The organism is Streptomyces sp. NPDC100445 (genome assembly GCF_044759735.1).
Taxonomy (GTDB): domain Bacteria; phylum Actinomycetota; class Actinomycetes; order Streptomycetales; family Streptomycetaceae; genus Streptomyces.
Genome location: NZ_JBIVZV010000002.1, coordinates 729853 through 749945 on the forward strand (window position 1 = coordinate 729853; position 20093 = coordinate 749945).

The 20093-nt window shown below is 73.8% G+C and carries 17 protein-coding genes; 11 read left to right on the forward strand and 6 right to left on the reverse strand.

The features are described 5' to 3' along the window. Nucleotides 1-60: 60 nt before the first annotated feature. Nucleotides 61-2787: a DNA polymerase I gene (gene polA / locus ACIQVT_RS08645; protein WP_403749499.1), complete on the forward strand. Its 2727-nt coding sequence runs from the start codon at nt 61-63 to the stop codon at nt 2785-2787. An 887-nt stretch (nt 2788-3674) separates the two neighbouring features. Continuing rightward, nucleotides 3675-3977, forward strand: a complete 303-nt coding sequence (locus ACIQVT_RS08650) for a hypothetical protein (protein ID WP_403749501.1) — start codon at nt 3675-3677, stop codon at nt 3975-3977. On the opposite strand, the gene ACIQVT_RS08655 is transcribed toward ACIQVT_RS08650, so the two are convergent. After that, nucleotides 3895-4758 carry a DUF4184 family protein gene (locus ACIQVT_RS08655; RefSeq protein WP_403749504.1) on the reverse strand — a complete coding sequence of 288 codons (864 nt, stop codon included), beginning with the start codon at nt 4756-4758 and terminating at the stop codon, nt 3895-3897. The two genes, ACIQVT_RS08650 and ACIQVT_RS08655, sit on opposite strands and share 83 nt — an antisense overlap. Before the next feature lie 316 nt (nt 4759-5074). Here ACIQVT_RS08655 and ACIQVT_RS08660 point away from each other — a divergent pair, with 316 nt between their 5' ends. Continuing rightward, complete coding sequence (locus ACIQVT_RS08660) at nt 5075-6886, forward strand: lytic transglycosylase domain-containing protein (protein ID WP_403749506.1); 1812 nt, start codon at nt 5075-5077, stop codon at nt 6884-6886. A 70-nt stretch (nt 6887-6956) separates the two neighbouring features. Here ACIQVT_RS08660 and hrpB read toward each other — a convergent pair whose 3' ends face one another. Continuing rightward, nucleotides 6957-9488 carry an ATP-dependent helicase HrpB gene (gene hrpB, locus ACIQVT_RS08665; RefSeq protein WP_403749509.1) on the reverse strand — a complete coding sequence of 844 codons (2532 nt, stop codon included), beginning with the start codon at nt 9486-9488 and terminating at the stop codon, nt 6957-6959. A gap of 85 nt (nt 9489-9573) precedes the next feature. Beyond that, on the reverse strand, nt 9574-10458 hold the full coding sequence (locus tag ACIQVT_RS08670; RefSeq protein ID WP_403749512.1) for a class I SAM-dependent methyltransferase: 885 nt from the start codon (nt 10456-10458) through the stop codon (nt 9574-9576). Nucleotides 10459-10790: 332 nt separating this feature from the next. Between ACIQVT_RS08670 and rpsA the strand changes: the two genes are divergently transcribed. Beyond that, entirely contained in the window at nt 10791-12290 is a 1500-nt protein-coding gene (gene rpsA, locus ACIQVT_RS08675) for a 30S ribosomal protein S1 (RefSeq protein ID WP_403749515.1), read from the forward strand. A 105-nt stretch (nt 12291-12395) separates the two neighbouring features. Here the strand turns inward: rpsA and ACIQVT_RS08680 are convergent, their stop codons facing one another. Continuing rightward, nucleotides 12396-13355: a right-handed parallel beta-helix repeat-containing protein gene (locus ACIQVT_RS08680; protein ID WP_403749518.1), complete on the reverse strand. Its 960-nt coding sequence runs from the start codon at nt 13353-13355 to the stop codon at nt 12396-12398. 191 nt (nt 13356-13546) lie between these two features. Here ACIQVT_RS08680 and ACIQVT_RS08685 point away from each other — a divergent pair, with 191 nt between their 5' ends. From ACIQVT_RS08685 to ACIQVT_RS08695, 3 genes are read left to right on the forward strand one after another with little or no spacing between them, the layout of a single operon-like run. Then, the gene (locus tag ACIQVT_RS08685) at nt 13547-14485 is read left to right on the forward strand and encodes a PAC2 family protein (protein ID WP_403749521.1); all 939 of its coding nucleotides are present in this window, start codon (nt 13547-13549) and stop codon (nt 14483-14485) included. 45 nt (nt 14486-14530) lie between these two features. Next, nucleotides 14531-15172, forward strand: a complete 642-nt coding sequence (gene coaE, locus ACIQVT_RS08690; RefSeq protein ID WP_403749524.1) for a dephospho-CoA kinase — start codon at nt 14531-14533, stop codon at nt 15170-15172. Between the two features lie 49 nt (nt 15173-15221). Then, nucleotides 15222-15602 carry a tetratricopeptide repeat protein gene (locus ACIQVT_RS08695; protein ID WP_403749527.1) on the forward strand — a complete coding sequence of 127 codons (381 nt, stop codon included), beginning with the start codon at nt 15222-15224 and terminating at the stop codon, nt 15600-15602. Nucleotides 15603-15683: 81 nt separating this feature from the next. Here ACIQVT_RS08695 and ACIQVT_RS08700 read toward each other — a convergent pair whose 3' ends face one another. Continuing rightward, the gene (locus ACIQVT_RS08700) at nt 15684-15995 is read right to left on the reverse strand and encodes a DUF6343 family protein (protein ID WP_403749530.1); all 312 of its coding nucleotides are present in this window, start codon (nt 15993-15995) and stop codon (nt 15684-15686) included. A gap of 197 nt (nt 15996-16192) precedes the next feature. On the opposite strand from ACIQVT_RS08700, the gene ACIQVT_RS08705 reads away from it, so the two are divergent. The 4 genes from ACIQVT_RS08705 (at nt 16193) to ACIQVT_RS08720 (ending at nt 19305) form a co-directional block, all read left to right on the forward strand. Beyond that, entirely contained in the window at nt 16193-17104 is a 912-nt protein-coding gene (locus ACIQVT_RS08705; protein ID WP_403749532.1) for an acyltransferase domain-containing protein, read from the forward strand. A 74-nt stretch (nt 17105-17178) separates the two neighbouring features. Then, a complete protein-coding gene (locus ACIQVT_RS08710; RefSeq protein ID WP_403749536.1) occupies nt 17179-17859 on the forward strand; it encodes a class I SAM-dependent methyltransferase in 681 nt (226 codons plus the stop codon). 188 nt (nt 17860-18047) lie between these two features. Next, nucleotides 18048-18509, forward strand: a complete 462-nt coding sequence (locus ACIQVT_RS08715; RefSeq protein WP_403749538.1) for a DoxX family protein — start codon at nt 18048-18050, stop codon at nt 18507-18509. A gap of 100 nt (nt 18510-18609) precedes the next feature. Continuing rightward, on the forward strand, nt 18610-19305 hold the full coding sequence (locus ACIQVT_RS08720) for a uracil-DNA glycosylase (protein ID WP_403749541.1): 696 nt from the start codon (nt 18610-18612) through the stop codon (nt 19303-19305). A gap of 107 nt (nt 19306-19412) precedes the next feature. On the opposite strand, the gene ACIQVT_RS08725 is transcribed toward ACIQVT_RS08720, so the two are convergent. Then, complete coding sequence (locus tag ACIQVT_RS08725) at nt 19413-19829, reverse strand: RidA family protein (protein ID WP_403749544.1); 417 nt, start codon at nt 19827-19829, stop codon at nt 19413-19415. Between the last annotated feature and the right edge of the window lie 264 nt (nt 19830-20093).

The following is a 20093-nucleotide window of genomic DNA, read 5'->3' on the forward strand; positions in this document are numbered from 1 at the left end:
CGCGTGCCGGGGCGAGGCGCCCGGTCCGGACTGTCGGTGGGGCGTGGCAGGATCGGGGACGTGGCAGAGACAGCATCGAAGCAGACCGACAAGACCTCCGGCGGCACGCGTCCCCGGCTGATGCTCATGGACGGGCACTCGCTGGCCTACCGCGCGTTCTTCGCGCTGCCCGCGGAGAACTTCACCACCGCGACCGGCCAGCCGACGAACGCGATCTACGGCTTCGCGTCGATGCTGGCGAACACCCTGCGCGACGAGGCGCCCACGCACTTCGCGGTGGCCTTCGACGTGTCGCGCAAGACCTGGCGCTCCGAGCGGTTCACGGAGTACAAGGCGAACCGCTCCAAGACCCCGGACGAGTTCAAAGGACAGGTGGAGCTGATCGGCGAGCTGCTCGACGCGATGCACGCGCCGCGGTTCGCCGTCGAGGGGTTCGAGGCGGACGACGTCATCGCCACCCTCGCCACCCAGGCCGAGGCCGAGGGCTTCGACGTGCTGATCGTCACCGGCGACCGCGACTCCTTCCAGCTGGTCAGCGAGCACACCACGGTGCTCTACCCCACGAAGGGCGTGTCGGAGCTCACCCGGTTCACCCCGGAGAAGGTCCTGGAGAAGTACGGCCTGACGCCCGCCCAGTACCCCGACTTCGCGGCTCTGCGCGGCGACCCGTCCGACAACCTCCCCGGCATCCCCGGCGTCGGCGAGAAGACGGCCGCCAAGTGGATCAACCAGTTCGGCTCGTTCGCGGAGCTGGTGGAGCGGGCCGACGAGGTCAAGGGCAAGGCCGGGCAGAACCTCCGCGACCACCTGGAATCGGTCAAGCTCAACCGCGTCCTCACCGAGCTGGAGCGTCAGGTCGAGCTGCCCAGGGCGGTCACCGAGCTGGAGCGCGCCCCGTACGACCGCAAGGCCGTCGCGATGGTCCTGGACACCCTGGAGATCCGCAACCCGTCGCTGCGCGAGCGGCTCTTCGCCGTCGACCCCGGCACCGAGGAGGCCGAGGCCACCCCGCTCTCCGCCGACGGCGTCGAGATCGACGGCACCGTCCTCGGCACCGGCGAGCTGGCCCCCTGGCTCGCCGAGCACGGCACCGGCACCCTGGGCGTCGCCACCGTCGACACCTGGGCGCTGGGCGCCGGCTCCGTCGCGGAGGTCGCCCTCGCCGCCGCCGGGGGAGCGGCGGCCTGGTTCGACCCGTCCGAGCTGGACGAGGCCGACGAGAACGCCTTCGCGGCCTGGCTGGCCGACGCCGGCCGCCCCAAGGTGTTCCACGACCTCAAGGGCGCCATGCGGGTCCTCGCCGAGCACGGCTGGAGCGTCGGCGGCGTGCACATGGACACCGCGCTCGCCGCGTACCTGGTCAAGCCGGGCCGCCGCTCCTTCGACCTGGACGCGTTGTCCATGGAGTACCTGCACCGCGAGCTGGCCCCCGCCGCCGCGGCCGACGGCCAGCTCGCCTTCGGCGCGGACGACGGCGCCGAGGCCGACGCCCTGATGATCAAGGCCCGCGCCGTCCTCGACCTGGGCGAGGCCTTCGAGGACCGCCTGGCCGAGGTCGGCGCCGCCGACCTGCTGCGCGACATGGAACTGCCCACGTCCGCGCTGCTCGCCCGCATGGAGCGCCACGGCATCGCGGCCGACCGCACGCACCTCCAGGCGATGGAGCAGATGTTCGCCGGCGCGGTGCAGCAGGCCGTGAAGGAGGCGCACGCGGCCGCCGGCCACGAGTTCAACCTGGGCTCGCCCAAGCAGCTCCAGGAAGTCCTCTTCGGCGAGCTGGCCCTGCCGAGGACGAAGAAGACCAAGACCGGCTACACCACCGACGCCGATGCCCTGGCCTGGCTCGCCACCCAGACCGACAACGAACTGCCGGTGATCATGCTCCGGCACCGGGAGCAGGCCAAGCTCCGTGTCACCGTCGAGGGCCTCATCAAGACCATCGCGGGCGACGGCCGCATCCACACCACCTTCAACCAGACGGTGGCCGCGACCGGCCGGCTCTCCTCCACCGACCCCAACCTCCAGAACATCCCCGTCCGCACCGACGAGGGCCGGGCGATCCGCCGGGGCTTCGTGGTCGGCGAGGGCTTCGAGTCCCTGATGACCGCGGACTACAGCCAGATCGAGCTGCGGGTGATGGCACACCTCTCCGAGGACGCGGGCCTGATCGAGGCGTTCACCTCCGGTGAGGACCTGCACACCACGGCCGCCTCCCAGGTGTTCGGTGTCGCCCGGGACGCCGTCGACGCGGAGATGCGGCGCAAGATCAAGGCGATGTCGTACGGCCTGGCCTACGGCCTGTCGGCGTTCGGCCTGTCCCAGCAGCTGAACATCGAGGCGGCCGAGGCGCGGGCCCTGATGGACGCGTACTTCGAGCGCTTCGGCGGGGTCCGGGACTATCTGCGCCGCGCGGTCGACGAGGCCCGGGCGACGGGCTACACGGCGACGATCTTCGGGCGCCGCCGCTACCTCCCCGACCTCAACAGCGACAACCGCCAGCGTCGCGAGGCCGCCGAGCGCATGGCCCTCAACGCGCCCATCCAGGGCACCGCGGCGGACATCGTCAAGTTCGCCATGCTCAAGGTGGACAGCGGCCTGCGGGCGGCCGGTCTCACCTCCCGCATGCTCCTCCAGGTGCACGACGAGATCGTCCTGGAGATCGCCCCCGGCGAGCGGGCGGCCGCGGAGGAGATCGTCCGCCACGAGATGGCGAACGCCGTCCAGCTGAGGGCACCGCTGGACGTCTCCGTGGGCGTGGGCCCGGACTGGGAGTCGGCAGCCCACTGACCGACGCCCCACGGAGGTGGGGGGCGTCGCGACCGACCGCCTGTGCCGCCCCCCACCGGGGGGACGGATCCCGGCGGGCACCTGCGACCCCTCCACCGGGGACCTGTTCCGGCGGGCACCGGCGACGCCGGGGCGGATTCCGGCGGCCACCGGCGTCCTACCGGCCTTCCGCCTACCGGCCCACGGTCCACCTGGTCCCCGCGTCCCGGTCCCTCAACGGCTCCCACGAGGGCGGTCCGCGCCCGGCTGACCGCCTGCGACGCCTCCGCCGGGGGCCGGTTCCGGCGGCTACCGGCGCCCCGCCGCCCTTCCACTTTGCCGACCCACGGCCCACCTGGTCCCTGCGTCCCACCGATCCCTCGGCGGCCGGCCACAGGGATGTGGGCGACCGCGTGGCCCTGCCGACCCAGCGCCCGCCGAGCCACGCGGCCCACCCTGCCCTCACCGCCTCTCCGGAGGCGCGCCGGTCGCGTAGGTGACACGTCCCAGCCAACCCACCCGGCGCCCTCACCGTCCCGGCAGCCGCGCCGGGCGGGCGAGCCGCCGCCCGGGGCGGCCCGCCGGCCCCTGTCGGTCCCCCGGCGGCCCGCCACGAGGCCGGCTCCTTCCCGTGTCCTCGGCGGGGTGCCGCGGAGGGCGGGATTCCGTCCTGGTCGGTCTCTCCGTCGGCGCGAGGCCGCGGCACCCCGTCCCACCTGCGGGGCGCGTCGGTGGGCGGCCCACCGGAGTGACGGCCCCCCGGCGCGGCCGTCACTCTCGTGGCCCCCGTCAGAACGCCCACCACCCCCCGCAGCCGCAACACTGCGGGCATGGGTATACGCATGCTTCACCGCCGGACGCCCGAGGCAGTGCCCCGGGCCTGGGCGGACACCTCATCGGCGCCGGCCATGCCTCCTTCGCGGGTCCCGGTCCTCGCCGCAGGCGCAAGCACCGCCCGCATCCCGGCCGACCTGGCCACCACCGTCCGCAGGGTCACCAGGAACCTGCGGCGCCGCCTCCCCGACCGGCGCCTGTGGGCGGACCTGGCCCGCGCCTACCTCGCCCTGGCCCTCACCCAGGTCCCGAGGGCGCGGCCCCGGCACACCCTCACCGTCTTCGTGGCGTCCCTCACCGAGCGACCGGACGCTCCCGGTCCGCACCGGCCGCCCCACCACGAGCCCCGGGAGCGGCGGCCGGACGCCGGATCCTGATCCCGACCGCGTACAGCAGCACTCCCGGCACCGTCCCGGCGCCCACCCCGAAGCAGAGGGTGGGCACCAGTTCCCATATCCGGTCCGCCGCCCCCGGCCGCGCCCACCGGTCCGCCGCCCGCTGCACCGCCCCGGCCAGCGCACAGCCGCCGATCACCGCGAGCGCCCACCACCGGTCCCGTACGGACAGCGCGGGCACCCCCGCCGGCGCCCCGCCGCCCGGTGCCCGCCGCAGCGCACGCAGCACGCACACGGCGATCGTCACGGCACCCGCCACGGACGACCCGTACTGGAGCCAGGTGAACAGCGGCACGCCCGCCGGGCGGTCCCGTCCGAGGGCCGGGACCAGCCGGGTGCCCCACCGGTCGTGGTGCGTGAAGGCGTCCCACACCACGTGGGAGAGCGCGCCGAGCACCGCGGAGCCGTACCACCGGCCCGCCGTGGCGGCGTCCACGCGCGCGCGGGGCGCACCGAGGCGCAGCAGCGCGGCCGGGCCGCCCTGCCTGCCCGCGGGCAGCAGCGCCAGCGACGGTTCCCGGACGAGCAGCCACAGTCCCGTGAGCGCCCAGGCGATGAGGACGTCCACGGTGACGACACCCGGGAGGGAGTGCGTGAACCCGCCGGACTCCATGCCGCCCGGCAGGACCGCGGCCGCGTAGTAGGGGACGTCGGGCGCGAAGGAACCGGTGACGAGCACCGCGGGCACCAGCCGGCCCCGGCCGCTGCCGTCCCGGCGGACCGCGGGCAGCACGGCTGCCGCGTGGCTGAGTGTGAACGGCAACGCGAACCCCCTGGGGCGGACACGGACCGGGACGCGGCACCGGTGATCGAGTCCGGTCGGTATGCGGGACCGCCGTGCGGCGCGTTCCCGTCGCCGGCCCCCCGCGGACCACCGAAATCGGGGCCGAACGGGTGCCCGCTCACAGCAAGTTGTCGTAGGGTCACCTGCGTCACCGCGCCGGACGCGCGGTCGAACAGATGTCGCGCACATGGAAAAGCGAAACAGGGGCAACCACAGCACCGGGTCAACCGTCACACCAGAGCGAGGCAGTCAGGCGGAGACGGACGCACGGGCGTCCACGGGAGGGGTTCACTTCATGGCGGCGCATTTCGGCAGGCGACTGCGCAAGGGAGCGGCGACCACCGCCGTGGCCGCGGCGGCGGTCGCGGCTCTCTCCGCGTCCCAGGCTCCGGGAGCGGCCGGCGAGGAGCACGGCAGACAGGCGGCGGCCGGTGCCACGGCACCCGTGCCGGACACCGACGGCAACGCCACCGGCAACTCCCCGTACTACACGGACCTGCCGCCGCTGAAGAGCCCCAGCCCGAGCCCCTCCTCCAGCGCCGGCCCCACCGGTCCCGTCACCAGGGCCGAGGGCGGCATCCCCGCGACGGTGCTGGACGCGTACAAGAAGGCGGAGGCCGAACTGCGCGCCGCCAAGCCGGGTTGCAACCTGCCCTGGCAACTGCTCGCCGCCATCGGCAACGTGGAGTCGGGTCAGGCCCGCGGCGGCCGGGTCGACGCCGCCGGCACCACACTGGGCCGGATCCTCGGCCCGCAGCTCGACGGCAACGGCTTCGCGCTCATCGCCGACACCGACGACGGCGCGTACGACGGCAACAGCGCCTACGACCAGGCCATCGGGCCGATGCAGTTCATCCCGTCCACCTGGGCGTGGGCCGGCCGCGACGGCAACGGCGACGGCAAGAAGGACCCCAACAACGTCTACGACGCCGCACTCGCCGCGGGCCACTACCTGTGCCGCAACGGCTGGGACCTGTCCCAGGAGGCCGACCTCCACCGGGCGATCCTCAGCTACAACGACTCGCAGGACTACCTCGACCTCGTCCTGAACTGGATGAAGTACTACCGCAAGGGCACCCACTCCATCCCGGACGGCACCGGCGGGGTGCCCGAGCACCGCAGCGACACCCACCCCCGCCTGCCCTTCCCGACGCAGCCGACGCACCCGCCGACCACCGGGCCGGCCCCGAAGCCCGACAGCCCCCACGCCCCCCACAAGCCCGGCAGGCCCGGCGACGAGGACGGCGGCAAGGGCGGCGACCACGGCCACGGCGGGACCGACGACGGCAACGGCAACGGCAACGGCGGGCACGAGACCCCCGACCCGCAGCCGCCGAAGCCCCCCGTCCCGCCGACGCCCCCGCCGTCCAACACCGACCTGGTCGACCACCTGGAGGACGCGGGAACCAAGAAGCTCACCGCGATGGCCGGCGACACCTTCACCGACCGGATCAGCGCGCGCGCCGAGACCAAGGTCGGCAAGTCCGTCGCCAAGGTCAGGCTCCGGTTCACCATCAGCGGCGGCACCGACGCCACCTTCACCGGCGGCGAGACCGTGGCCACGGTCGCCACCGACGCCCGCGGCGTCGCGCTCGCCCCCGCGCTGCGGGCCGGCGAGAAGACCGGCGACTTCAAGGTCACCGTGTCCGTCGTGGGCCGTCCGGTGAAGGGCGTCGACTACACCGCCACGGTCACCGCGCGCGCCGCCGACACCCTGACCCGCACCGGCGACACCCCGCTGACCTGCGTCCCGGGCGGCGAGTTCGCCGACCAGGTCCAGGTGAAGGCGACGTACCTGGGCACCGTCGCCGACAAGGTCGCGGCCACCGCCACCCTGGTCACCTCCGCGAGCGACGCCACCCCGATCGACAAGGGCCCCTACTTCAAGGACGCCGACGGCAAGCCCGTCCGCACCCTCACCACCCTGGAGACGGACGACAAGGGCCTGCTCACCCTGCCGAAGCTGTACGCGGACGACACCACCGGCACCTTCCTGCTCCGCGTCACCACCACGGGCGGCGCCACCCTCACCGTCGAACTGAAGGTCGCCCCCGCCGAGGCCCCGGTCACCCCGACCCCGTCCCCGACCCCGTCCACCGCCTCCTGACCCCGCGCACGACCGGCAGGGCGCCCTCCCCGCTCCGGCGGGCCGGGCGCCCTCCCGCGCCGCCCGGCGCTCATCCCCGTTCCGACCGCGCCTTCGTGTGCCGGGTCGCCGGTGCCGTCGCCGGGTCCTCGGGCCACGGATGCCGGGGGTAGCGTCCGCGCAGCTCCGCGCGCACGGCCCGGTAGCCGTCCCGCCAGAAGGAGGCGAGGTCGGCCGTGACGGCGGCCGGCCGCCCGGCGGGGGAGAGCAGGTGCACGAGCAGCGGCACCCCCGCCACGGCCGGCGTCTCCCGGAGCCCGAACAGCTCCTGGAGCTTCACCGCCAGCACCGGCCGCTCCGGATCCCCGTAGTCGATCCGGATCCTCGACCCGCTCGGCACGGTGACCCGCTCCGGCGCCAGCTCGTCCAGCCGGGCCGCCTCCCCGCCCGCCCAGGGCAGGAGCCGCGCGAGCGCCTGCCCGGCGTCGATCCGCCCGAGGTCCGCCCGCCGCCGGGCCCGCCCCAGCTCCGGCTCCAGCCACTCGTCCACGCGCGCGTACAGCGCCTCGTCCGACACCTCGGGCCACGGCTCCCCGAGGTGGGTCCGCAGGAACGCCAGCCGCTGCCGCAGCAGCGCCGCCCCCGGCGACCAGCGCAGCAGCCCCAGCCCCTCCTGACGCAACCCCTCCAGCAGGGCGGCGCGCACGAGCGCCGGACGCGCGTCCTTCAGGGGCCGTACGGCCAGCTCGATCGCGCCCAGCCGCTCCACGCGCCGGGCCACGACGTCCCCGCCGGCCCAGCGCACCTCCTCCCGCTCCGTGAGCAGCGCCCCCGCGGCGGCCCGCGCCACGTCCTCCGGCACGGCGGCCCCCAGCCGCACGCGCGCGTGCCCCGTCCCGGCGGGGCGCCCGGCGACCGCGACCACGATCCAGGGCGCCCCGCGCAGCGCCGACCCCTCGCCCAGCTCGACCCGCGTGCCGGAGGCCATGAGGTACGACCCGCCGTCGAGCGCGGCGACCCGCTCGGGGAACGCCAGGGACGCCACGGTCCCGGCGAGACGGTCGTCACCGGCGCCCGGCCCGGCCGGACCGGTGCCGCGGCCCGGGTCCGCCTTCCGGGCGGAGGGACGGGCGGAAGACGCCGACACCGCCCGCAGCCGCCGCACCTCCGCGGCCCACCGGCCGGCGTAACCGTCACCCCCGCGCCGGGCGCGCCGCAGAGCGCCCGCGAGATCGTCGCCGTACTCCCTCGGCACCTCCTCGGAGAGCAGGGCGACGACCTCCGCGCCCGCGCCCGACGTGTCCAGCAGGGCCCGCCCCAGCCGCGGGTGCACCCCCAGCCGGCCCAGCCGCGCGCCCAGCTCCGTGGCCCGCCCGGCGGCGTCCACCGCGCCCACCGCCGCCAGCACCTCCCGCGCCGCCGCCATCGCCCCGCCGGGCGGCGGATCCAGCAACGCCAGTCCGGAGGCGTCCGGGACACCCCAGCAGGCCGCCTGGAGGGCGAACGCCGTCAGATCGGCCACCTTGATCTCCGGCGCCGGGAACGCCGGCAGACGACCGTCCTCGGCCTCCGCCCAGCACCGGTACACCGCGCCCGGCGCCTCCCGCCCGGCCCGCCCCGCCCGCTGCCGCCCGGCGGCCCGCGACGCCCGCACGGTCGTGAGACCGCTCAGCCCGCGCGCGTGGTCGACCCGCGGCTCCCGCGCCAGCCCGGAGTCCACCACCACCCGCACCCCGGGCACCGTCAGCGACGACTCCGCCACGGACGTCGCCAGCACCACCCGGCGCCGCTCCCCGGGCGCCAGCACCGCGTCCTGCGCCGCCGCCGGCATCCGCCCGTGCACCTGGAGCACGTCCACCGCCCCCAGGTCCCCCAGTTGTCCGGCCACCCGCGCGATCTCGCCGACGCCGGGCAGGAAGCACAGCACGTCCCCGTCCCGCTCGGCCAGCGCCCGCCGCACCATCGCCGCCACGTGCGCCGTCAGCGCGGGGTCCACCCGCATGCCGTGCGGTGGCCGTACCGGGCGCGCCGGCGGGGCCCACACCACTTCCACGGGATGGGTCACGCCTGTCGCCTCGACCACCGGCGCCCCGCCGAGCAGCCGCGACCACCCCCCGGCGTCGGTGGTCGCCGACGCGGCCACCAGCCGCAGCTCCGGCCGCAGCGTCTGCCGCACGTCCCACAGGAACGCGGCCGCCGTGTCGGCGTCCAGATGCCGCTCGTGGCACTCGTCGAGGACGACGGTGTCCGTACCGGCCAGTTCCTGGTCGCGCTGGAGCCGCATCAGCAGCACACCGGTCGTCACGACCTCCACGCGCGTGTGCGGCCCCACCACCCGCTCGCCGCGGACCGTGAAGCCGACGCTGTCACCGGGCCTCTCGCCGAGCAGCCAGGCCATGCGTCGGGCCGCCGCCCGGGCCGCGATCCGCCGCGGTTCGGCCACCACCACGCGCCGCGCGGGACCGCCGCCCACCAGCCCCGCGAGCACCAGCGGCACCAGGGTCGTCTTCCCCGTGCCGGGCGGTGCCACCAGCACGGCGGTGCCACCGCTCTCCAGGGCGTCGGTCAGGGCGGGCACGGCGGAGCGTACGGGCAGCGCGTCCAGGGCGTCGTCACGGATCACGCCCCCAGTGTCGTACGCCGCCGGGAACCGCCCCTCCCGCGCTCCCCGCGCATGCGCGTGAGTACGGAGGAAGGGCGGGGGCCGCCTACGGGACCCGGTCCTCCCGCTCGCACACGAAGATCGCCGTGCCCGGGATCAGGTTCCCGCGCAGCGGCGACCAGCCGCCCCACTCCGAGGTGTTCCAGGCCGGCCACTCCGGCTCCACCAGGTCCGCCAGCCGGAAACCCGACGCCACGATGTCCCGCACCCGGTCGCCGAGCGTCCTGTGGTGCTCCACGTAGACCGCGCGGCCCTCCTCGTCCTGCTCCACGTAGGGCGTGCGGTCGAAGTAGGAGGAGGCCACCGTCAGCCCCTCGGGGCCCGGCTCGTCCGGGAACGCCCAGCGGACCGGATGGGTCACCGAGAAGACGAACCGGCCGCCCGGGCGCAGCACCCGGTGCACCTCGCGCAGCACCTGCCGCGGGTCGGCCACGAACGGCAGCGCCCCGTACGCGGAGCAGACCAGGTCGAACGCCCCGTCCGCGAACGGCAGCGCCCCGGCGTCGGCGCAGACCAGCGGGAACGAGCCGCCTATCCGCAGCGCGTGCTGGAGCTGCCGGTGCGAGAGGTCCAGGGCCACCGGACGGGCTCCCTGCGCGGCCAGCCAACGCGCGCACTGCGCCGCGCCCGCGCCGATCTCCAGGACCGACCTGCCCTTCAGCTCCTCGGGCGGGCCGAGCAGCTCGGCCTCCACCTCGTCCAGGCCCTCCGGACACCACACGAAGCGGTCGTCGCCGAGGAACGTGCCGTGCTCGGTCTGGTACTCGTCGGCGTTGCGGTCCCACCAGCCCCGGTTGGCCCGCGCGCTCTCCGTGACGTCCGCGTCACGCCGGGTGGCCTCCGGCTCCGACCCCTCGGAGGCTTCCGGTTCGTACGCTTCCGGCTCTTGGATGATCGGCTCCCTCGTCGTACCCTTCCGTCCAACCCGCACCGGGGCCCCACGGAAGGCGTGTGCGGGCGCGCGCGGCCCGCTGAGACATTTATTGTGCCGGGAATGGGGTGATCCGCCCCGGGTGTGCGCCTTCGCGCATTGACCCTGCCCGGCTGCCCCCGTATGCTACAAGTTGCGCTGCGGGCCTGCGCTCCTCAGACGTAGCAGGCTGCGCTCGCATCTGTTGTATGTCCCCTCGGTTGTCGAGGCGCCACCGGACACCCGGTGTTCAAGTGGCGCTTCCTTGGCTGTCCGGCTTCTTCAGAGCGAAACGGGCTCCCGGCGTAAGCAGTACCTACGACTTCAATGTCCGTACCGGAGCCCTTTCCCACATGACGAGCAGCACCGAGACCACCGCCACCACCCCGCAGGTAGCGGTCAACGACATCGGTAACGAGGAAGCCTTCCTCGCCGCGATCGACGAGACGATCAAGTACTTCAACGACGGCGACATCGTCGACGGCGTCATCGTGAAGGTCGACCGGGACGAGGTCCTGCTCGACATCGGTTACAAGACCGAAGGTGTGATCCCGAGCCGCGAGCTCTCGATCAAGCACGACGTCGACCCCAACGAGGTCGTCGCCGTCGGTGACGAGATCGAGGCCCTTGTTCTCCAGAAGGAGGACAAGGAAGGCCGCCTGATCCTCTCGAAGAAGCGCGCCCAGTACGAGCGTGCCTGGGGCACCATCGAGAAGATCAAGGAAGAGGACGGGATCGTCACCGGTACCGTCATCGAGGTCGTCAAGGGTGGTCTCATCCTCGACATCGGCCTCCGTGGCTTCCTGCCGGCCTCCCTGGTCGAGATGCGCCGCGTGCGCGACCTCCAGCCCTACGTGGGCAAGGAGCTCGAGGCCAAGATCATCGAGCTGGACAAGAACCGCAACAACGTGGTCCTGTCCCGCCGCGCCTGGCTCGAGCAGACCCAGTCCGAGGTCCGCCAGACCTTCCTCACGACCCTCCAGAAGGGTCAGGTCCGCTCCGGCGTGGTCTCCTCGATCGTCAACTTCGGTGCCTTCGTGGACCTGGGTGGCGTCGACGGCCTGGTCCACGTCTCCGAGCTGTCCTGGAAGCACATCGACCACCCCTCCGAGGTGGTCGAGGTCGGCCAGGAGGTCACCGTCGAGGTTCTCGACGTGGACATGGACCGCGAGCGCGTCTCCCTGTCGCTGAAGGCGACCCAGGAAGACCCGTGGCAGCAGTTCGCCCGCACCCACCAGATCGGCCAGGTCGTGCCCGGCAAGGTCACGAAGCTGGTTCCGTTCGGTGCGTTCGTCCGCGTGGACGAGGGCATCGAGGGCCTGGTGCACATCTCCGAGCTGGCCGAGCGCCACGTGGAGATCCCGGAGCAGGTCGTCCAGGTCAACGACGAGATCTTCGTCAAGGTCATCGACATCGACCTCGAGCGTCGTCGCATCAGCCTCTCGCTGAAGCAGGCCAACGAGTCGTTCGGTTCCGACCCGGCCTCGGTCGAGTTCGACCCGACCCTGTACGGCATGGCCGCGTCCTACGACGACCAGGGCAACTACATCTACCCCGAGGGCTTCGACCCCGAGACCAACGACTGGCTCGAGGGCTACGAGAAGCAGCGCGAGGAGTGGGAGCGCCAGTACGCCGAGGCGCAGTCCCGCTTCGAGCAGCACCAGCAGCAGGTCATCAAGTCCCGCGAGGCCGACGAGGCCGCTGCGGCCGAGGGTGGCGAGGCCGCGGCTCCGGCCGTGTCCACCGGCGGTGGCGGTTCGTACTCCTCCGAGGGCGCGGACACCTCCGGTGCCCTGGCCTCGGACGAGGCGCTCGCCGCGCTGCGCGAGAAGCTGGCCGGCGGCCAGAGCTGACCGCTGCCGCTGAGGCTTAGCCGGTAGTCGGCTGAGGGGCCGTACCTTTCGGGGTACGGCCCCTCAGACGTTCCCCGGGCCGCCCGCCCCGTCCCGCGGCCCCCCTTACGGCGTCACCTGGATGTTGGTCAGGCCCCTGCCGCCCGTCACCGTGTTGCTGCCGTAGACCGTCGTCCGGCAGCCGGCGCCGTCGTTGCCGACGTCGATGGCCAGCCGTGTGGCACCGGTCGCGCCGGTCAGCGTCGACCGGTTGCCCCTGAAGGCCGTGCCGCAGCCCCAGCCGGCCTGCTGGGTGTGGGTCTGGTAGCCGTCGTTGGTGGTGGCGCTGCCCGTGTTGTCCTGCACGAGGACGTCGTTGCCCTTCACGTCGACCCAGGAGTCGTCGTAGTTCGCGCCCGTCAGGCCGCTGCCGTCGAAGGTGTTGCCGACGATCCGGGCACCCGTCGTGCCCTCCTTGATGTCGACGTTCTCGCCGCCCACACCGGGTCCGATCGTGTTCCCCAGGATCTGGATGCGGTCGCTCCGGTCGGTGAGCGTGTTGGCGGTGCCCACGTACACGCCCTCGCCCATGCCCCGGCCGTCGTTCCCGGTGTCGTAGATCCTCGAGTTCCTGATCACGCCGTCCGTGCTGGAGTCGCGGAAGTGCACGCCCTCCATGTCCAGGCCGTGCACCGTGACGCCGTCCACGACGACACCCGTGGCCGCGTCGATCACGATGCCCTTCTGGCCGCCGGTCACGGTCAGGCCGCCGACCGTCCAGTAGGAGGCGCCGTTCAGGTGCAGGCCGTAGCCGCCCCCCGCCGTCAGCACGGCCCCCGGCGAGCCGGTGAGGGTGATGCGCGCGGACGCCGTCGCCGGGGTCGCCGCCTTGAAGTTGCCGGTGTAGGTGCCGTCCGCCAGGTGGATCGTGTCGCCGGGCCGCGCGGCGCCGAGGGCGGTCTTCAGCTGGGCCGCGGTCGTGACGTCCAGGGTGGCGGCCGAGGCGGTGCCGCCGGCGGTGAACAGCAGTCCGCCGGCGGCGAGCGTGGTGGCGAGCAGGAAGGTGAGCGACGTACGTGCGCGCATGAGTGCCCCTGTCGTGCGTTCTCCCACATGAACGGCGGACTCTGATCTGAATCCTGGTCGTGGCGAAGGTACGGACCAGGTGACGGGCCGTCAAGAGGTCGCGCGCGAGCTCGCTGATCAGCGGCGGGTCGCGGGAATTCCCCCGCCGCGGGGCGCGTTGTGGGAGGGGAACACGAGGAGGGGCGGTCACAGTGCTTGATCCGCAGGGTTTGTACGCATGGGAGCCGAAGGGCGTGGCCGTGGTCGACATGGCGCTCGCCCAGGAGTCGGCCGGCCTTGTCATGCTCTACCACTTCGACGGGTACATCGACGCGGGTGAGACCGGCGACCAGATCGTGGACCGGCTGCTCGACTCGCTGCCCCACCAGCTCGTGGCACGCTTCGACCACGACCGGCTCGTGGACTACCGCGCCCGCCGCCCCCTGCTGACCTTCAAGCGCGACCGCTGGACCGACTACGAGGTCCCGGCCATCGAGGTCCACCTCGTCCAGGACACCACCGGCGCGCCGTTCCTGCTGCTGGCGGGCCCGGAACCGGACGTCGAGTGGGAGCGGTTCGCGGCGGCGGTGCGGCAGCTGGTGGAGCGGCTCGGCGTCCGCCTGTCCGTGAACTTCCACGGCATCCCCATGGGCGTCCCGCACACCCGCCCCGTGGGCCTGACCCCCCACGGCAACCGCAACGACCTCGTCCCCGGCCACCGCAGCCCCTTCGAGGAGGCCCAGGTGCCCGGCAGCGCCGAGTCGCTGGTCGAGTACCGCCTCATGGAGGCCGGGCACGACGTGCTGGGCGTCGCCGCGCACGTCCCGCACTACATCGCCCGTTCCCCCTACCCGGACGCCGCCCTGACCGTCCTGGAGGCCATCACGGCCGCCACCGGCCTGGTGCTGCCCGGGGTCGCCCACGCGCTCCGCACGGACGCGCACCGCACCCAGACCGAGATCGACCGGCAGATCCAGGAGGGCGACGAGGAACTGACCGCGCTCGTGCAGGGTCTGGAGCACCAGTACGACGCCGCCGCGGGCGCCGAGACCCGGGGCAACATGCTCGCCGAGGCCGTGGACATCCCGTCGGCCGACGAGATCGGGCAGGAGTTCGAGCGCTTCCTGGCGGAGCGCGAGGGCGAGAACTGACCGCCGCCGCCGGGCCCGCCGACGGCAAGGCCTAAGCTTCCGCTCATGCTGAAAGTTGGCCTGACCGGTGGGATCGGCGCCGGCAAGAGCGAGGTGTCGCGGCTGCTCGTGGAGCACGGGGCCGTGCTGATCGACGCGGACCGCATCGCGCGCGAGGTCGTGGCGCCCGGCACCCCCGGCCTCGCCGCCGTCGTCGACGCCTTCGGCCCGGACGTCCTCACCGCCGACGGCGGCCTCGACCGGCCCCGGCTCGGCTCGATCGTCTTCGCCGACCCCGAGAAGCTCGCCGTCCTCAACGCGATCGTGCACCCCCTGGTGCGCGACCGCTCCGAGCGGTTGGAGAGCGCCGCGGACGAGGACGCCGTCGTCGTCCACGACGTGCCGCTGCTCACCGAGAACGGCCTCGCACCCCTCTACGACGTGGTGATCGTCGTCGACACCGCCCCCGGCACCCAGCTCGACCGGCTGGTCCGGCTGCGCGGCATGACCGAGGAGGACGCCCGCGCGCGCATGGCCGCGCAGGCGACCCGCGAGCGACGCCGGGAGATCGCCGACATCCTGATCGACAACGACGTGCCCCTGGACGAGCTGCGCGCGCGCGTCGCCGAGGTCTGGGACGACCTCGAACGGCGAGCGGGCGGCGGCGCGGACCGGGAGCGGGGCGAGGGCGGCCGGGCCGCGGAATAGCGGCCCGGTGGGTGGCGTTGCAGCGGGGGAGTGAGGGAAGGACTCTGCCGTGCCCGAGACCAGCGGTTCCACCGGACCCACCCCGGAAACCCACGTGATCGACTTCCGTGCCGCCGAGCAGCTGCTCAACGCGCGGGACCCGCAGGGCGCGGTGAAACTGCTCGACAAGGTCATCGCCGCCCACCCCGAGAACACCGCCGCCCGGCTGCTGCGCGCGCGTGCCTTCTTCGCCGCGGCGCAACTGCGGCCGGCCGAGCTGGAGTTCACCATCGTGTTGGAGCGCGAGCCGGACAACGCCTTCGCGCACTTCGCGCTGGCCCGCACCTACCAGCGGCAGAACCGTCCCGACCAGGCCAAGCGCCACTTCCGGCTGGCCGCCGCGCTCGACCCGAACCCGGACTACCTCAAAGCCGCGCGCTTCGAGGTCTGACGACGGGCGGCGCCGGTGGAACCGGTGCCACCGCGATCCGGCCGGAGTGTCCCCGCGGCACCGGTGCACCGGTGCCGTGGATCACGGATGGCGGTGTCCGGGCGGCCGGAGGTGGCGGGGCCGGGGGCGGGACGGCCAGCCGTCCGGTGGCTGGTACGGCGGGATGTCACGGCCCGGCTGGTAGTGCGGGCCCTGGCGCAGGTGCCGGAGGATCATGGCCAAGTCGGTGACGACCACCAGCGACAGCACGCCGCAGGCCGCCGCCCAGCCGGGCCGCCCGGCCAGCGCGAACGCCACCGTGCCGAGGACCGCCCACAGCAGACCCCACACGGCCAGCCAGAACCGCGCCCGCAGGGGGCTGCGCGCGGTCCTCGGTTCGTTGCCGGTACGCATCGGGCCACCACCCCACTCCTCCTTCGCACCGTACTCTTCGGCAGCGACGGGCACCAACGCCCAGGGGCGACCCCGACCGGCGCCCGCGCACGGCACGGAAGCCCGGCGCGGTGCCGAGGGGTGAGCGGCGCGCGGTGACGCCCGCCCGCTGCTACGGAAGGCGTCCGTCCGCCGCTACGGAAGGGGGAATCACACCCGTGCTGCCCGACACCGACGACCTGCCCGAACTCCTCCTCGACCTCGCCGTGCCGCACGAGGACATCAACGCACTCGTCGCGGGCTGGCGCGGCGCGATCGCGGACCCCGGCACGCGCACGCTCCTGACGCACTGCGTCGAGGAGCTGTTCCGGGAACCGCGGGAGGTCGGCCGCACACCCGACCTCGCCGGGCCGTTCGCCGCGGCCCCGGCCGAAGCCGCCGACGTCTTCCCCGTGTACGTCTTCCTCGCCGCCCTCCCGCGCACCCTGGCCGGTCACCGGGCGCGCGGCATCCCGGCCGAGACATCCCGGCGCACCCTGGCCGACCTGGGCCGGCACATGGCCGTGTACCGCGGGCGGCACGGTAGGACCGGCGTGGGTTCGCGGCGCTGGCTGGTCCGTCATTTCCGTGGGGAGCTGTACCAGCTGGGCCGGATCCAGTTCGAGCGGGCGCGGCTCGGGGACCGTGACGCGCGGGTGACGGCGGCGGCCGGACCGGACGCGGCACCCAAAACACCCTGCCTGAACCTGCACGTCCCCGACTGTCACGGCCCGCTCACCCCGTCCGCCGTCGACCGCTCCCTGGCCCTGGCCCGCGCGTTCTTCCCCCGGCACTTCCCCGAGGAGCGGCCGCGCGCCGTTCTGTGCCACTCCTGGCTCCTGGACCGGCAGTTGAGGCAGTACCTGCCCGCCGACTCGCACATCGTCCGCTTCCAGGAGCGGTTCCGCGTCGCCCGTGACGAGGGCGCGCCGGCCGACGCGGAGCCCGTCCGCTTCGTCTTCGGGGACCCGGACCTGCCGGTGGACCGGCTGCCCCGCCGCACGTCCGTGGAACGGGCGGTCGGCGACCACCTGCGGGCGGGCCGGCACTGGTACATCGGCCACGGATGGTTCCCGTTCCACGCCGAATGACTCGAACGGGTGAACCGAGAGCGGAGGGGAACGGGCGTGCGGGGGCGGGCCGTTGTGCGGGCATGAGGATCGACATGCGGACGGGACACGAGGGTACGGGCCCGGGAGCCGTCACTCCGGACGGCTGCGCGGTGGAGTTGTACGCGCGGCTGCCGGTGGGCGACGAGCCGGACGTCATCGCCGCGGCGGTACCGGCGGGCGCGCACATCCTGGAACTGGGCAGCGGCGCGGGCCGGGTCACCCACCCCCTGCTGGAACGCGGGTTCACGGTCACGGCGGTGGACGAGTCGGCGGACATGCTGGCCCGGGTCCGCGGGGCGCGCACGATATGCGGCCCCATCGAGACCCTCGACCTGGGCGAGACGTTCGACGTGGTGATGCTCGCGTCGTTCCTGGTGCACGCCGGGGACGAGGAGGTGCGCAGAAAGCTGCTGCGGACCTGCGTCCGGCACGTGGCGGAGGGCGGCTGCGTACTCATCCAGCGCGAGGGCGCGAACTACCACACCGATGTGCCGAGGGAGCGGGTCGACCCGAGCGGCTTCACCGTGCGCATCCTCTCGGCGGATCCGGTCGGGGACGGGGTGAACTCGGTCCGCGCCGAGTACGTGTTCCCGGACGCCGTCTGGACGCAGACGTTCCTGGCCCGTCCCCTGACCGAGGAGCAGTTCGAGTCGGCGCTGGAGGAGGTGGGGCTGGTGGTGGACGCGTATCTGACCCCGGACGGCATATGGGTCAGGGCGGTGCCCGGGGCCTGACGGCGGACGGTACCGGCGGGACCACGCGGTCACGGCGGGCGTCGGGGGAGAGGGCATCCGGAAATGCCGCATCCGGGGGCCGTCGACGCCGCGTCCGGGGGTCGCTGTGGCGATGAGTTCCTGGCGCTGCGCCGGTCTACCCGGCTGAAAGCAATCGACACCGCCGCACCACTTCTCAGGAGACCTCCATGTCGCAGACGACCGTTCCCGTCGGCACCACGACGCCCGCCGGCGACCCCGGCTCGCCCACCACCGGCCGGGCGCGCGGGCTCCGGATCGCCCTGCGGACCGTGCAGGTGCTGCTCGCCCTGTTCTACGGCCTCGCGAGCGCCCTGCCCAAGCTCATCGCGCACCCGTCGGCCGTCGAGTCCTTCGACAGGATCGGCTGGGGCAGCGGCGCCATGTACACCATCGGCGCGCTCGAATTGGCGGGGGCCGTAGCGCTGTTGATACCCGTCCTCCAGTCCCTGGCCGCGCTCGCCCTGGGCGCCCTCATGGTCGGCGCGTTCGTCGTCCAGCTCACCGCGTTCGACGGCCAGAACGCGGCGACCCCGCTCATCCTCCTGATACCGCTGCTCGTGATCGCCTGGGCCCGGCGGCGGCACACCAGGGACCTGCTGGATCTGCTGGACCGCCTGCGCCGACGGTGACGGTCGGCACGGCCGAGCCGACCACCGACACCGGGACTCCGGGCGGCTGCCGTCGCCGGGTGCCGCGTTCGGCCGGGCGGCTCGGGGCACACGGGACGGTATGGACGACAGCAGTGCCCTCGCCCGCCTCGACCGGCGCGTCGCCGACTGCCGGGCCTGTCCCCGGCTGGTCGACTGGCGTGAGGAGGTGGCCCGTACCAAACGGGCCGCGTTCGCCGACGAGACGTACTGGGGGCGGCCGGTCCCCGGTTTCGGCCCCGCCGATGCCCGGCTGGTGATCATCGGTCTGGCGCCGGCCGCGCACGGCGGCAACCGCACCGGCCGCATGTTCACCGGCGACCGCTCCGGCGACGTCCTCTACCAGGCGATGTACGACGTGGGGCTCGCCTCGCAGCCCACGTCGGTGCGTGCCGACGACGGCCTGGAACTGTACGGCGTCCGTGTCACCGCGCCCGTGCACTGCGCCCCGCCCGCCAACAAGCCCACGCCGGGTGAGCGCGACACCTGCCGGCCCTGGCTGGTCCAGGAGCTGACGATGCTGCGCCCGACACTGCGGGCCGCAGTCGTCCTCGGTGCCTTCGGCTGGCAGGCCGCGCTCCCCGCGTTCGCCCAGGCGGGCTGGACCGTGCCCCGCCCCCGGCCGGCCTTCGCCCACGGCGCCCGGGTCGCGCTCGACGGCCTCGACCTGTTCGGCTGCTTCCACGTCAGTCAGCGCAACACCTTCACCGGCCGCCTCACCACCGAGATGCTCCGCGAGGTCCTGCGCACGGCGGCGCGAACGGCCGGGCTGCCCTGACGGGACGACTGCCGACGGAACGCTCCGCCGGTCGCCGCGCCGACGGCCGGAACGCGGTGCCCGGACACCGGGTGGCCGCGCCCCCGCGCAGGCACGATCGAGGGCGCTCAGGGGTGCGCGGGGGTCTCCGGCACCACGGCCGTGGCCGTTATCTCCACCAGCTGGCCGGTGTAGCCGAGGCAGGTGACGCCGAGCAACGTGGAGGAGTGCGGTCCCCGGCTCAGACCCGACGCCTCGACCACCTCCCACACGGCGGACAGCGTCGCCGTCTCGGCGCTGACCACGTACACCTCCGTGGAGAGGACATGCTCCAAGTCGCTCCCGACGGCTCCGAGTTGCTCGCGCAGGTTGGCGATCACCTGCTCGGCCTGGCGTACGGGGTCCCCCGGGCCCACCAGTTCGCCCTCGGCGTCGAGCGGTACCGCCCCGGCGAGGAACGCCAGCTTGGTGCCGGCCTCGACGACGGAGGTGTGGGAGTAGGTGGGCGGAGGGAACAGAGTGGGAACGGTGACACGCTGGATCATGGAAGCGGCTCCTGGGACGGTCCATGGGCAATCGCCCGATGATCGTCCCTTCCCGGCCCCGACCGCATCCGAATTATCCGGTCCCGAGGGGTGCCGGCACCGGATCGGGCAGCCGGCACCGGCTCGGGTGCGCGAGGCCCGCGGGGAGGCCGGACGGATCCGGGGAGGCCGGACCGCCCGTCCTCCCCGGGGAGGACGAATCGTCCGGGGAAGGCCGGTCACGGACTTGCGGTCATAAAGAAACCACCTGGCCCGGCACCTTTC